The sequence below is a fragment of the Agrobacterium sp. 33MFTa1.1 genome, assembly GCF_004328495.1.
GTDB lineage: Bacteria > Pseudomonadota > Alphaproteobacteria > Rhizobiales > Rhizobiaceae > Agrobacterium > Agrobacterium pusense.
Genome location: NZ_CP036359.1, coordinates 1,885,950 through 1,898,999, shown reverse-complemented (window position 1 = coordinate 1,898,999; position 13,050 = coordinate 1,885,950). Strand labels below are relative to the sequence as shown.

Below are 13,050 nucleotides of genomic sequence, written 5' to 3'. Positions count from 1 at the left end.
CTCACTCACCGCGCGGAAAACGCTGGTTTTCTTCCAGCACGTTGAGGTCCATGTGGTTACGCATGTAGCGTTCCGAAGCTTTCTGCAGGGGCTGGTAATCCCACGGGTAATAGGCGCCGTTGCGTAGCGCCTTGTAGACCACCCAGCGCCGCGCCTGACTTTCGCGAACGGCGGCGTCGAACACCGGCAACTGCCACCGCCGGCCAATTTCGGCGGAAAGCGACGAGAGTACATCGCTGAAAGCGGGATCGCCGGCGAGATTGGTGCGCTCTTCGGGATCGGCGTCCAGATCGTAGAGCAGCGGCGGATCGGCCTCACAGACGACCAATTTGTATCGGCCATCCCTGATGGCGACGAGCGGCGAGATCGAGCCTTCGGCCGCATATTCCATCGGCACCGGGCCGCGCCCGCCGGTGCCAGCAGCCAACGGCGCCAGATCCTCGCCATCCGTCCAGCGTTTAAGCGAGGTGATATCAAGCCCTGCCAGACCGCACAGCGTCGGCGTCACATCCAGTGTCGAGGCCGGCGTATCGATCAATGCCGGCTGCCAGCCTGGCGCGGCAATCATCAGCGGTACGCGGGCCGAGCCCTCGAAGAAGCACATTTTGAACCACAGGCCGCGCTCACCCAACATATCGCCATGGTCTGAAAGGAAGAGGACGATGGTGTCCTCCTCCATCCGCGTCGCCTTCAGGACGCCAAGGATTTCGCCGATCTTCTCGTCGATATAGGAGACGTTGGCGAAGTAACCGCGGCGTGCCCGGCGTATCTGCTCCGGCGAAATATCGAAGGCATTGTGGTCACAGGCTTCCAGCAACCGTTTCGAATGCGGGTCCTGCTGATCGAAAGCAATGGCCTCCGACTGCGGATCGAGCGCCGGGCAATCCTCATAGAGATCCCAGAATTTTCGCCGCGCCACATAGGGATCGTGCGGATGGGTGAAGCTGACCGTCAGACACCACGGCCGGTCATCGAGCCGACGAGACAGGTCATAGAGCTTGCGGGTGGCGTGATAGGCCACCTCGTCGTCATACTCCATCTGGTTGGTGATTTCGGCAACCCCTGCACCCGTCACCGAACCGAGATTGTGATACCACCAGTCGATCCGCTCGCCCGGCTTGGTATAATCAGGCGTCCAGCCAAAATCCGCCGGATAGATATCTGTCGTCAGACGCTCTTCGAAGCCGTGCAGCTGGTCAGGCCCGACGAAATGCATCTTGCCTGAGAGACCGGTGTAATAACCGGCTGCCCGCAGATGGTGCGCATAGGTCGGAATGTCGGAGGCGAACTCGGCGGCATTGTCGTAAACCCGCGTCCGGCTTGGCAATTGCCCGGACATCAGGGAAGCACGGGCCGGCGCACACAGCGGGCTGGCCGTATAGGTATTGGCGAAGCGTACAGACCGCTCCGCCAAGGCTTTCAGATGCGGCGCATGGAGAAAGTCGGCCGGTCCATCGGGAAACAACGTCCCGTTGAACTGGTCGACCATCAGAATGAGGATATTAGGACGCGGCATTTCCACTTTCCGGCTCAGAGACCAAGCTTGCCCTTAACGGCATCCGCACCCGGTTTTCCATCCAGCGTGGTAACGCCCTGCAGCCAGCCATCCAGCGCTTTGGGGTTGGCCTTCACCCAGGCCGCTGCCGCGGCTTTGGAATCCTCTCCGCCGAGAATCGAACCCATGAGGGTATTTTCCATGCCGATATCAAACTTCAGGTTTTTGAAGAGCGCCGCCGCATTGGGGCATTTTTCCGGCCAGCCGGTGCGGGCAAGCGTATAAACCTCTGCGCCGCCGAAATTCGGGCCGAAATAGGCGTCACCGCCGGAGAGATAGGCGATATCGATCTTCTCGTTCATCGGATGCGGCGCCCAGGCAAGGAAGACCACGGCCTTCTTATCCCGGCCCGCCCGTTCCACCTGCGCCAGCATGGCCTGCTCACCAGATTCGACGAGCTGCCAGCCTTTAAGGCCGAAATCATTGGCGTCTATGATCTTCTGGATATTCTGGTTGGCGGGTGCGCCGGGCTCGATGCCGTAAATCTTGCTCTCGAATTCATCGGCATGTTTGGCGAGATCGGCGAAATCCTTCACGCCCTTCTCCGCCATGTAGGACGGCACCGCCAACGTGAACTTGGCGCCCTCGAGATTCTTCGTCAAGACCTCGGCAGCTTTCGCCGAGTTGAGGTCATCTACGAAGGATTTCTGCGCCGGCATCCAGTTCCCGAGGAAAACGTCGATTTCGCCGTTCTTCATCGCCTGATATCCGATGGGCACGGAAAGCGTCTTGACGTCGGCTTCATAACCCAATGCATCGAGCAGTGCCGAGGCGACGCCATTGGTTGCGGTAATATCCGTCCAGCCGGGATCGCTTAGACGTACCAGCTTGCAGGACGCGTCATCGGCCGCCTGAAGCGGGGTGGAGAAGGCCGCCACGGACAGGAACAGGCCGGCGGCGATGCGGTGCAGATGAGAAACGGTTTTCATTGCGGCTCCCCTTGTATTAGTCCAGTTTATTGAACACCACATTGTTTTTGCCTGTGAAGCAGGTATTTTTCGATAAGTGATATAAGGAAATTTAATGTCAGACCGGCCGCTCGATCTCGGATGGATGCGCATCTTTACCGAGGTTGCCCGCCAGGGCAGCCTGACGGCGGCGGCGGGCTCCCTGCGGCTCACCCAGCCTGCCGTCAGCTATCAGATGCGCAGGCTCGAAGAGGAGCTTGGAGTGGCGCTCATCCGCCGCAAACATCGCGGCATCGATCTGACGGCAGAAGGACAAAGGCTGTTCGAAATCGTCTCCCGCAATGTCGATGCCATTGATCTGCTCGCGCAGCAGCTTCGGCGGACGGAGGAACGCCAGACCATCCGCCTGCATACGGACTATGCCTTTTCGTCATTGTGGCTCATTCCGCGGATGCACGGATTTCGAGCGCTTAACCCTGACATCAACATCCAGATCGTCGCCACGCAGGACCCGTTGGGTCAGGGCAAGCATGACAGCGACGTGATGATCATTTTCGGCACCCGGCAAGAGGCGGGTGACGGGGCCGTACTGCTGCTTTCGGAAAAAGTCACGCCGGTCTGTTCACCTGCGTTTCTGGCAGCAACGCCGGCGCCCGCAGGCGTTGCTGATTTTTCGCGGCGGAAACTCATCCACCTCGAAAATTCCTCATCAGCGCACTGGTTCGACTGGCCTTCCTATTTCAAGCATTTCGGCGTTCAGAGAGGTCCCGAAAACGACGGCGGCGACATCAGCTTCAACAATTACACCATGGTGGTTCAGGCGACCATCGGAGAACAGGGCTTTGCGCTCGGCTGGGCCGGGCTCGTCGATCCACTGCTCGAGGCTGGCGTACTGGTCACGGCAGGCCCCAGCCTCGATGCACCGGGGCGCGGCTACTGGTTAATGCGGCCGAAAAGCAGCGACAGCGCGGTGAGAAAACTCACCGGCTGGCTGATCGACGAGCGGCGGTGAGGCCGCCGCAGCCGCCCCCGGCGTCCGGTTCAGATCGGATAATGCAGCGGCCCGTCCTGGAGCGTGACCCAGCGTAATTCGGTGAATTCCGCAATGCCTGCCGTGCCGCCGAAGCGGCCGTAACCGGAAGCCTTGACCCCGCCGAAGGGCATCTGCGCCTCATCGTGAACAGTCGGCCCGTTGATGTGGCATATGCCGCTTTCGATCCGCGCGGCAATGGCAAGCGCCCGCGCCTGGTCCCTGCCGAAAATCGCGGCGGAAAGACCAAACTCTGTTTCATTGGCGATGCTTACCGCCTCATCGACGCTGCCCGCCCTGATAATGGAAACGACCGGACCGAAACTTTCCTCGGAATAAAGCCGCATGGCCGGAGTGACGCCATCGACGGCGATCGCATCTAGCATGGTGCCGGTGCCGCCGCCGCCCGCGACCAGCTTTGCGCCTTTGGACACGGCGTCGTCCACCAGCGCCCTTATGCGTGACGTCGCTTCGGCGCTGACCAGTGAGCCGAGCGGTGTTTTGCCCTCGCGTGGGTCTCCGGCCGTGAGGCTGGACGCTTTTTTGGCGAAGTCCTCCACGAATGTATCGGCAACGCTGTCGAGCACGATGATGCGCTCCGTCGACATGCAGATCTGGCCCTGGTTCATGTAGGCGCCGAAGGCGGCCGCCGCGACAGCGGCATCGATATCGGCATCGTCAAGCACGATGAACGGCGCCTTGCCGCCCAGCTCCAGCAGAGCGGGTTTCAGGTAGCGGCCGGCCGTTTCGGCAATCACGCGGCCAACGCGGGTTGACCCGGTGAAGTTGACGCGTCTGACAGCGGAGTGCGCAATCAGCGTGTCGACGATCTTTGCTGCATCCTCCGGCGCATTGGAGACGGCATTGAGCACGCCCTTCGGCAGACCTGCCGACGCCACCGCCTCGATGATCAGCGCATGGGTACGCGGGCAAAGCTCCGAGGTTTTCATCACCACCGTATTGCCGCAGGCGAGCGGCGTGGCGATGGAACGTACGCCGAGAATGACGGGAGCATTCCAGGGGGCGATGGACAATACCACACCCGCCGGCTGGCGCAGTGCCATCGCCGTGGTTCCCGGCCGGTTGGAGGGAATGATCTCGCCCTTGATCTGGGTGGTCAGGCTTGCGGCCTCCACCAGCATGTCGCTTGCCAGTTTGACGTTGAAACCGGCCCAGGCATCGGTCGCGCCGATTTCTTCCTTCATCGCCTGGGTAATGTCAGGCCCGGCGGCGAGTAGCGCCTGAGCCGCCGCCAGCAGCAGGCGGCGGCGCTCGCCGGGCGATGTGGCCGACCAGACGGGAAAGGCGGCAGCGGCAGCGTCGGCCGCACGGGTAGCGTCCTCCACCGTTGCCGCCGCCGCGCTGGTCGCGACGTCGCCGGTGATCGGATTGTGACGCGAGAAGCGCTTTCCGCTCGCGGCCGGGCAATGGTCGCCACCGATGAAAAGATTGACAGTCTGCATGGTCTTCCTCCTGAATTCAGACAATGGCGGCGGTGGTGCCGCCGAGAAACGCCCGTTGCACGGCGGTATCGGCAGAGAGGGCTTTAGCTGTGCCTGCCCCGACAATCCGTCCTGCTTCCAGCAAATATCCGCGATCGGCAAGCGCCAGGCTTTCGCGCACATTCTGCTCCACGAGCAGAATGGAAAGGCCGGTCTTCTTGATCTCCGCCAAGGCGGCGAAAAGTTCCTGCGTGACGATGGGCGCAAGGCCAAGGCTCGGCTCGTCCAGCAACAGATAATCCGGTGCCGACATCAGCGCCCGCCCGATGGCGACCATCTGCTGTTCGCCGCCGGACATGGTGCCGGCAAGCTGCTGCCGGCGTTCGGCGAGACGCGGAAACAGCGAGAAAATATGCTCCCGCGTCACATTTTCTGCTGAACGGGCATGGCGGGGATTGGCGCCGAGGCGAAGATTATCCTCCACCGTCAGCGCCGCGAAAATTCCGCGTCCTTCTGGCACCAGCGCCACGCCGCAGTCCACGATCCGATGGGGAGGAACAGCGGCAAGCGACGCCCCGTCGACGCGCACTTCGCCCGATGCTGGCACAACCACGCCGCCGACGGCTTTCAGCAGCGACGACTTGCCGGCGCCATTGGCGCCAAGCAGAACCACTGTTTCGCCCTTCGCAACATTGAGCGATATGCCATCAACACCGAGATGTTTGCCGTAGCGGATTGTTAGCGCATCTATTTCAAGCATGTGGCGCTCCCAGATAGGCGGAGATGACCTGCGGATCATCAAGCACCGCTGCCGTCGGCCCGTCGGCGATCTTGCGGCCGGCCGCCATGACCACGGAGCGCGGGCAAAGAGCGCGCACGGCCGCCATGATATGTTCCACCAGCAGAATGGTCGTTCCTTCCGATGCCAGCCGCCGGATCAGCGCGATCCCCTCCTGCAACTCCGTGGGGTTGAGGCCCGCGAGCCATTCGTCAAGAAGCAGAAGCTTCGGTTCGCCCGCAAGCGCACGCGCCAGTTCGAGGCGTTTCTGATCGATATAGGTGAGATCGCCCGCCGGCATGACTTCCCGCCCCGCGAGCCCTATTCTTTCCAGACAGGTGCGCGCGACCTTCTCCGCCGCGGGGCGGGACAACCGCTGCTGCCCGAACATGGCCGAAACCGCGGCATTGTCCAGCAGGGAGAGCGAAGGCAAAAGCCGCACGAGCTGAAAGGTGCGCGCCACGCCAGCGCGCGCAATCGCATCCGGCCGCCGGCCGGCAATCTCCTGCCCTTCCAGCCGGATCGATCCCTCCGTCGGCTTCAGCGCGCCCGAGATCAGGTTCATCAGCGTCGTCTTTCCGGAACCGTTCGGCCCGAGCAGCCCCACGACCTCGCCGGCCTTGATAGTCAGGCCGAGACCGTCCACTGCCTTCAGCCCGCCGAAGGTCTTGCGGATATCAGCAATTTCGAGAACGGTGCTCATGCCGTCTTCTCCTTTTTGCGCAACTTCTCCAGCGCCGCCAGCACGCCGTCCGGCAACACGAAGACGATGAGGATGAAGAGAGCGCCGAGAATGATGGAAAAATGGTTGGGGAAATTGGCGCCCAGCCATTCGAACAGCAGGAACAGCGGCACAGCACCGAGGATGGGTCCCCAGCGGCGCGCGGCTCCGCCAAGCAGGGCCATGATCACGGTGAGGAAGGAAACCTGAGGATTGAAGACGATGGCCGGCTCGATATAGACCCAGCGCGGGGCCTGGATGGCGCCAACAAGCGTGATGATGGTGGCGGACAGCACGAAGAGCGTCAGCTTGGTGCGGGCAAGATTAATGCCCGCATGGGCGGCCACCACCTCATCATCGCCGATCGCCTTCAGCGCCAGGCCGAGCTTGCTGCGGTCGATGAGCGTCGACAGGACAAGAGTAACGGCGGCCAGCACCAGCAATTGCCAGAGGACATGCTGCGGCTCCAGCGGCAGGAAGATATAGCGCCCTAGCGTTCCGGTCACATTCACTTCATACCAGGTGATGAGCTGGCGGATGAGTTCGGCGAGGCCGAAGGAAAAGATCACGAAATAAATGCCGGCGACGCGCAGCGTGGAAAGCCCGACGACGAAAGCAAGCGCGGCGCCGACAAGGGCGGAGCACAGCAGGACGAGCGGCCATGGCAAAACCTCGCTCAGCACCGCGACCGTATAGGCCCCGACACCGAAAAAGGCGACGGTGGCGAGCGATATATAGCGGGTCGGACCGGAGAACATCGCCCAGGCGGAAGCAAGCGTGGCATAACCGAGAAGGCCGATGATGACGCCGACACCATAGGCATCGAAGAAGAAGGGGGAAAACGCCAGCAGCGCGGCTGCGGCGAGGCCGATCAGAAGCGGAATCATTTGCCCCTCCTTGCGAAGATGCCTTCCGGACGCCAAAGCAGGACCACGAGAAAGAGCAGGTAGGTGGCGGCAAGTGTGAGGCCGGGATCGACATAAACCAGCACAAAGGTTTCCACGAGGCCGAGCAGCAGGCCGGCGACCAGCGCGCCGAGCAAATTGCCGACACCGCCCATGATGACGACGACAAGCGCCTTCATGGTGAAGACCACGCCATAGGAAGCGGAGAAGGTCTGGTACATCGAGATCATCACCCCGCCCGCCACGGCGAGTGCGCCACCGAGAGCAAAGCCGAGGGAAGCCACGCGGTTCACATCGATACCGACCAGCGGCGCGGAACGGGGCGACAGCGCCACTGCCCGCAGGTTAAGACCCCAGCGGCTGCGGGTGAGCGCCAGATAAAGCCCACCACCAATCAGGACCGACAAGCCGAAAGACAGAAGCCGGTTCATTGCCACCGTCGTGCCGAAGATATCAACACCATCGGCGAGATAGGAATAAGAATGGTAGTTGCCGCCGAACGCCACGAGCATGATGCCCTGAATAACGAAGAGCAGTCCGAAGGTTGCCAGAATCGAATCGACTTCCAGACGGCCGGAGCCGCCTGAACGGCGCACCAGCGGCCGCATCATGACCCGGTAGATCACGAAAGACAGGGCGTAACCGAGCGGCACGATGATGAAAAGCGACCAGAGCGGCGAAAGGCCGTAACCGGAAAACAGAACGAAGGTGATGAAGGCCGCCGCGATCAGCACTTCGCCATAAGCGAGGTTCATGATGCGAGCGATGCCATATTGCAGCGAAAGTCCAAGCGCGATCAGCGCATAGGTCCCTCCCAGCATCAAGCCGAAGATGAGGGTGGATAAGAACAAGGAAATGTCTCCAGTCTGGAACATGGCCGAAGCCTTCCGGCCGGGTTCACGGGTCCCGGCCGGAAAGGGCTTACCATTGCGGCTTCGGGACCACGGGTTTGGCCGCACCGGGACGATCCGCAGGTGCAATCGCCACAAAACGCTCGCTCTGCCATTGCCCCGCCCACCACAGCTGACGAAGCTGGTTGTCTTCAAGTTTGACCGGGCCGATAACGGTGTCGAAGCTTCCCGTCGAAAGCTCGCCTGCCACCGCCGCCTTGTCGAGACCGACACGCTGGATTGACTGGGCCAGCATTTCGAGGCTCGCATAGGTGATGGCGCTTGCCCAGCTGTCCGGCTTGGTGCCGATGAAAGCTTCGTGACGCTTGAAATAATCCTCGATCCTGTCGCTGCTTCCATCGACGCCGCCGATGCTGATGACACCTTCCTGCTTGCCATCGGAAACCTTCGGGAAAATCGGGAAAGCACCGCCGACACCGACGTAGAAGACCTTCGGATTATATCGTGCAGTCTGCGCCTGCTTCGTTACCGCGAAACTGTCCGGCGGGTAGGAGAAGGCGATAAAACTGTCCGCACCGCTTGCTGCGGCCTCGTTCACAAGCGCGGCAAAATCGGAAGTACCGACCGGATAGGTCTTGTCATAAGCAAGCGTAAAACCCGCTTCCTTCAGCGCGGGTCGCGCAGCCTTGATGAGATCGATGCCGAAACCGTCCGCGACAGATATCACGGCCACCTTGTCATTGATCTGGCCTGCTTCGCGGGCGGCTTTCAAAACATCGGCCAGTGCATTGGCATAGTCGTGCCCCCCGCCCAGCATCCAGAAGCTCTTCTTCCAGCGCGCGGCGAAATCGGGCGCCTTGTCGGTGACCCCGGTGACCGCGAGCTGCGGATAACCGAAACGGTCATAAAGCGGCGCAACCGCCAGATTAAATCCCGTGCCCCAGGGCGGCAGGATGAAATCCACCTTGTCCTGGCTGGCCAGCCGCTCGGTGAACCGTACCGCGTCCTCGGCCGAGGAACGGTCGTCATATTCGACCACGTCAATTGGCAAGCGCTTGCCATCGGGCAGCGTGAGGCCGCCGGCATCGTTGACCTCCTTCACCCATAATTTGTAGTTCGGAATGGTCGTGATACCCGCGCCGGTGGCATTGGCGCCGCTTTTTGACACAGCATAGCCAATCTTTACGGAAGTGCGGTCCTGCGCAGTGGCATGACTGAATGATACTGCCGACAGAGCAGCACCGGAGAGCAGGCAGAACAGCGTTCTGCGCTTCAAATTGTTCATGATGTTCCTCCCAAAGCGCTCGATCGGGCAGCCCTTCTCCTCAAGACTCCCCACGCGCTGATCGAAGTTTAGCAATGACAGTTGCATATAAAATGCACTAGTGTAGTGCATTATTGCACTTTTGGAGGTTGAATGCCGCTGCACAGCCAGTTTGCCGCCAATCGCGTGGAGATCACGGCACGTACCTTCGCCTCCTCGCTGCGCGTATCCGAATTCCGGCTGGAAGCAGACAGCGCCCACCTGCTTTTGCTTTCTGTCGGGGAAGCGGAAATCACGCAGGGCGATAAGAGGCTGGATGTCCCTTCGCCGGGGCTCATCTGGCTACCCATAGGCCCGGCAGGCCGCGTGAGACTGGGCGCCGGAAGCCGCGGATCGCTGTTGACGACCACCGAAATCGGGCTGGCTCACGCGATGCCGACGGGCACGAGCGCAAACGCCGTACGCGCGATACTGCAGCGTATTCTGGTACAGACACCCGAAGAACAGGGCCAAAAGGAACTGGAGGCTTATCTCCAGACAATCGCGAGCGAAAATGTCCGCGCAGCGACCGGTTCCGACACAATCATCGCCAGCCTGCTCTGCGTCACTCTTGTCCGCATCTGCCAGCACGCCATCGCCGATGTTGCAGCCGCCGTCTCCACGCCGGGCGGTCTCACCGAACGTTTCGTCCTTCTGGTGAGCCAGCACAAGCACGATCAATGGGCCGTGGACGATTATGCACGCCATCTCGACGTTACCCGCGAGCGACTGGGATTCGCGGTTCGCAAGGCCACTGGGCTTTCGCCACAGGCCTACATCCACCGGGAACTCCTGTCAGAGGCGCGCGACCTTCTTCTGAACTCTTCGCTGCAAGTCGCTGAAATCGCGTTTCGATTGGGGTTTCAGGACCCTGGTTACTTCAATCGCTTCTTCACCCGCAACGAGGGGACCTCTCCTGGCCGCTTCAGAAGAACGGCAAGGCAGAAGCAGAACATGCCGCCGCCATCCTACGCGGCCTGGCCGTGACGGGACAGGAGGCTGGCAACTACGCTGCTTCCAGTTCCTTGATATTTGCAAGGTCCGTTTCCAGCCTCGCTGCAGCCGCCTTAATGTCAAAAGCGTTCTGCAAGTTCAGCCAATATTCCGGGGTGGTCTTGAAAAACTTTGCCAAACGCAAGGCGGTGTCCGCGGTGATACCAAGTTTCTCTCCTGCAATCCGTTCTATGCGGGTGCGCGGAACATTGAGGTGCCTTGCGAGCGCGTATGCCGACATCCCCAGTGGCTCAAGATAGAGTTCCCGCAGGATTTCGCCCGGATGGATCGGAGGCGATTTACTGATTGTCATATTAGCCGGCCCTCCTTGGCCGATTTGTCATGAAGGTCTCCACAAGAATGACAGGCTAGTGATAGTCGGTTATTTCCACGCTCCGGCCCTGCTTGCGTCCAGACGAAGCAGATGCGCCACTGCTTGTTGATCCGGATCAAATATTGGCCCTCACGATCGCCGGACAGCTTTTCCAAACGATTGCCGGGCGGTGAGCGAGGGTCTTCTACCGTAGTCGCCGCATCCAGGACCGTGAGCAGTTGCTGGGCGCGGCGTAGCATATCGGAGGGAAATCCCTTCTTCACAGATCCGTCGTCAATCGAAGCAGCCAGCTTGTTTTTGAAAGAACGGATCATTGCCTGCCTCTTGATGTTCGTATCATAAATAGATACGTGCAGAAGCCAACAAAACCGTATCTCAAAGAGATACGTTATTGCGTGCTCTGCACGGTCCGATGCCGCCCGATCGGCAGCATCATCGGTTTGCCCGATGTCGGATCCGTGATGACACGGCTTTCAATACCAAAAACGTGGCGGACATTTTCTTCCGTCAACACGTCTTCCGGGGTGCCGAAGCCATGCAGCTTTCCGTCCCTCATGGCGACGAGATGATCGGCATAACGGGCTGCGAGATTAAGATCGTGCAACACCATGACGATGGTGGTCTCACGCGACTGGTTGAGGTCTGTGAGAAGGTCCAGCACCTCGACCTGATGGCTGATATCGAGGAAGGTGGTCGGCTCATCCAAGAGCAATATGTCGGTCTGCTGGGCAAGCGCCATGGCGATCCACACGCGTTGCCGCTGGCCGCCCGATAATTCATCCACCGGCCGTTCGGCAAGCTCGACCGTGTCGGTGGCGACGAGTGCTGCGGCAACCGCTTCGTCATCCTCACGTGTCCAGCGTGCGAACAGGCCGTGATGCGGATGTCGCCCACGGCTGACGAGATCCGCAACCACGATACCTTCAGGCGCTATCGGCGATTGCGGCAGGAGACCCATACGCTGAGCCAGTTCCCGGGAAGGCAGACGATGGATCGACTTGCCGTCGAGCAGGACCTGACCGGCGCGCGGTGTGATGAGCCGCGACATGCTGCGTAGCAGAGTGGACTTGCCGCAGGCATTCGCGCCGACGATAACCGTGATCTTCCCGCGCGGGACAGTTAGGTCCAGCTCTTCTATGATGAGGCTGTCGCCATAGCCGGCCGAGAGGCCGCTTAGGGAAAGAGAGTGGCCGGTCATAACGAGCCTCCGCTGCGGTTGACCCGCACGATCAGATAAATCAGATAGGGCGCACCGAGCGCACCGGTGACGACGCCGACCGGGTAACGGCCGGGCAGCAGGAACTGGCCGCAATAGTCACCCGCCAGCACCAGCACCGCCCCGACCAGTGCGGCGGGAAGGAGCAGCGATCCATTGCTGCCAACGATACGCGCTGTAATTGGTCCGGACAGGAACGCAACGAAGGCGATCGGCCCCGAGACGGCCGTAGCAAAGGCGATCATGCCAACGGCTGCGACGATGACGATGATGCGTGTCGCTCCCACCCGAACGCCGAGTGCTGCGGCGGCATCATCACCGAGCCTGAGCGTCTCGAGATCCCGTGCACGGCTGAGAAGCAGGCCGCCGAAGAAAACCAGCGCGATGGCAAGCGGCAGTGTCTGGGCAAGTTTGGCGCCATTGACGCTGCCGGTCAGCCAGCGCATCGCCTCCTGCAATGTCCAGGCCGGCGCGACGGAGAGAATATAGGCGATGAAGCTTTCCAGCATGGCGGAAACGCCGATGCCGACAAGGATCAGGCGCGTTCCGGCCACGCCGTTGCGGAAGGAGAGGAGATAGACCAGCAGGGCGATGCCAAGGCCGGCGACGACGGCGACAACCGAAACCAGCGGTCCGTTCATCTGCAATACGACGATGGAAAAGACGGCGGCGGCGCTGGCGCCGGAGCTGATGCCGATAATGTCGGGGCTGGCAAGCGGGTTGCGTAACATGATCTGAAAGGCGACGCCGCCAAGCCCGAAGCTCAGTCCCGCCAGCACCGACAGCAGCGCGCGCGGCAGGCGCAATTGTCCGACGGTAAAGCTGACGCCAGCGATGTCCTCGCCAAGCAGCACGCGGATCACCTGACCGGGCGGGGTGAATGATTGGCCGAGCGTCAGCGTGAGCGCAAAAGCCGCGATGAGAAGCGTCAACAGACAAAAGATGACGAGACGGCGCCGGCCCTGCCGAAGATGGCGGTTGAAACCCAGCGTTTCGACGAGTGACGGGAACATG

Annotated in this window: 13 protein-coding genes and 1 pseudogene; 2 read left to right on the top strand and 12 right to left on the bottom strand. The window is 61.0% G+C overall.

Annotated elements, in window-relative coordinates:
• Position 1: 1 nt before the first annotated feature.
• Positions 2-1,516, bottom strand: coding sequence for a choline-sulfatase (gene betC, locus EYD00_RS22465; RefSeq protein WP_034497956.1), 1,515 nt, complete (start codon positions 1,514-1,516; stop codon positions 2-4).
• 14 nt (positions 1,517-1,530) lie between these two features.
• On the bottom strand, positions 1,531-2,484 hold the full coding sequence (gene choX, locus EYD00_RS22460; RefSeq protein WP_034497958.1) for a choline ABC transporter substrate-binding protein: 954 nt from the start codon (positions 2,482-2,484) through the stop codon (positions 1,531-1,533).
• Between the two features lie 94 nt (positions 2,485-2,578).
• Here choX and EYD00_RS22455 point away from each other — a divergent pair, with 94 nt between their 5' ends.
• Positions 2,579-3,475 carry a choline sulfate utilization transcriptional regulator gene (locus tag EYD00_RS22455; protein WP_034497960.1) on the top strand — a complete coding sequence of 299 codons (897 nt, stop codon included), beginning with the start codon at positions 2,579-2,581 and terminating at the stop codon, positions 3,473-3,475.
• Positions 3,476-3,504: 29 nt separating this feature from the next.
• On the opposite strand, the gene EYD00_RS22450 is transcribed toward EYD00_RS22455, so the two are convergent.
• From EYD00_RS22450 to EYD00_RS22425, 6 genes are all read right to left on the bottom strand, one after another.
• Entirely contained in the window at positions 3,505-4,956 is a 1,452-nt protein-coding gene (locus tag EYD00_RS22450) for an aldehyde dehydrogenase (protein WP_034497962.1), read from the bottom strand.
• Between the two features lie 16 nt (positions 4,957-4,972).
• Positions 4,973-5,695 (bottom strand): ABC transporter ATP-binding protein, encoded by a 723-nt coding sequence (locus tag EYD00_RS22445; RefSeq protein WP_034497964.1) that lies wholly within the window; start codon positions 5,693-5,695, stop codon positions 4,973-4,975.
• Complete coding sequence (locus tag EYD00_RS22440) at positions 5,688-6,416, bottom strand: ABC transporter ATP-binding protein (protein WP_034497966.1); 729 nt, start codon at positions 6,414-6,416, stop codon at positions 5,688-5,690. Before EYD00_RS22440 ends, EYD00_RS22445 begins: the two co-directional genes overlap by 8 nt.
• The gene (locus EYD00_RS22435) at positions 6,413-7,321 is read right to left on the bottom strand and encodes a branched-chain amino acid ABC transporter permease (protein ID WP_034497968.1); all 909 of its coding nucleotides are present in this window, start codon (positions 7,319-7,321) and stop codon (positions 6,413-6,415) included. The genes EYD00_RS22440 and EYD00_RS22435 overlap by 4 nt, the downstream gene beginning before the upstream one ends.
• Entirely contained in the window at positions 7,318-8,190 is an 873-nt protein-coding gene (locus EYD00_RS22430) for a branched-chain amino acid ABC transporter permease (RefSeq protein ID WP_034498497.1), read from the bottom strand. Before EYD00_RS22430 ends, EYD00_RS22435 begins: the two co-directional genes overlap by 4 nt.
• Positions 8,191-8,260: 70 nt before the next feature.
• A complete protein-coding gene (locus tag EYD00_RS22425; protein WP_034497970.1) occupies positions 8,261-9,475 on the bottom strand; it encodes an amino acid ABC transporter substrate-binding protein in 1,215 nt (404 codons plus the stop codon).
• Positions 9,476-9,607: 132 nt separating this feature from the next.
• On the opposite strand from EYD00_RS22425, the gene EYD00_RS22420 reads away from it, so the two are divergent.
• Complete coding sequence (locus tag EYD00_RS22420; RefSeq protein WP_034497972.1) at positions 9,608-10,480, top strand: helix-turn-helix transcriptional regulator; 873 nt, start codon at positions 9,608-9,610, stop codon at positions 10,478-10,480.
• Positions 10,481-10,499: 19 nt separating this feature from the next.
• On the opposite strand, the gene EYD00_RS22415 is transcribed toward EYD00_RS22420, so the two are convergent.
• From EYD00_RS22415 to EYD00_RS22400, 4 genes and pseudogenes are all read right to left on the bottom strand, one after another.
• Entirely contained in the window at positions 10,500-10,799 is a 300-nt protein-coding gene (locus EYD00_RS22415; protein ID WP_004444714.1) for a HigA family addiction module antitoxin, read from the bottom strand.
• Positions 10,800-10,854: 55 nt separating this feature from the next.
• Positions 10,855-11,134 (bottom strand): annotated as a pseudogene (locus EYD00_RS22410) (type II toxin-antitoxin system RelE/ParE family toxin).
• 74 nt (positions 11,135-11,208) lie between these two features.
• On the bottom strand, positions 11,209-12,018 hold the full coding sequence (locus EYD00_RS22405) for an ABC transporter ATP-binding protein (RefSeq protein ID WP_034497974.1): 810 nt from the start codon (positions 12,016-12,018) through the stop codon (positions 11,209-11,211).
• A complete protein-coding gene (locus tag EYD00_RS22400) occupies positions 12,015-13,049 on the bottom strand; it encodes a FecCD family ABC transporter permease (RefSeq protein WP_034497976.1) in 1,035 nt (344 codons plus the stop codon). Before EYD00_RS22400 ends, EYD00_RS22405 begins: the two co-directional genes overlap by 4 nt.
• Between the last annotated feature and the right edge of the window lies 1 nt (position 13,050).

Coding starts and splice junctions, on each gene's coding strand:
- EYD00_RS22425 (WP_034497970.1), bottom strand. CDS start 9,475: ATGAACAATTTGAAGCGCAGAACGCTGTTCTGCCTGCTCTCCGGTGCT.
- EYD00_RS22450 (WP_034497962.1), bottom strand. CDS start 4,956: ATGCAGACTGTCAATCTTTTCATCGGTGGCGACCATTGCCCGGCCGCG.
- EYD00_RS22445 (WP_034497964.1), bottom strand. CDS start 5,695: ATGCTTGAAATAGATGCGCTAACAATCCGCTACGGCAAACATCTCGGT.
- EYD00_RS22440 (WP_034497966.1), bottom strand. CDS start 6,416: ATGAGCACCGTTCTCGAAATTGCTGATATCCGCAAGACCTTCGGCGGG.
- betC (WP_034497956.1), bottom strand. CDS start 1,516: ATGCCGCGTCCTAATATCCTCATTCTGATGGTCGACCAGTTCAACGGG.
- EYD00_RS22415 (WP_004444714.1), bottom strand. CDS start 10,799: ATGACAATCAGTAAATCGCCTCCGATCCATCCGGGCGAAATCCTGCGG.
- choX (WP_034497958.1), bottom strand. CDS start 2,484: ATGAAAACCGTTTCTCATCTGCACCGCATCGCCGCCGGCCTGTTCCTG.
- EYD00_RS22435 (WP_034497968.1), bottom strand. CDS start 7,321: ATGATTCCGCTTCTGATCGGCCTCGCCGCAGCCGCGCTGCTGGCGTTT.
- EYD00_RS22400 (WP_034497976.1), bottom strand. CDS start 13,049: ATGTTCCCGTCACTCGTCGAAACGCTGGGTTTCAACCGCCATCTTCGG.
- EYD00_RS22455 (WP_034497960.1), top strand. CDS start 2,579: ATGTCAGACCGGCCGCTCGATCTCGGATGGATGCGCATCTTTACCGAG.
- EYD00_RS22405 (WP_034497974.1), bottom strand. CDS start 12,018: ATGACCGGCCACTCTCTTTCCCTAAGCGGCCTCTCGGCCGGCTATGGC.
- EYD00_RS22420 (WP_034497972.1), top strand. CDS start 9,608: ATGCCGCTGCACAGCCAGTTTGCCGCCAATCGCGTGGAGATCACGGCA.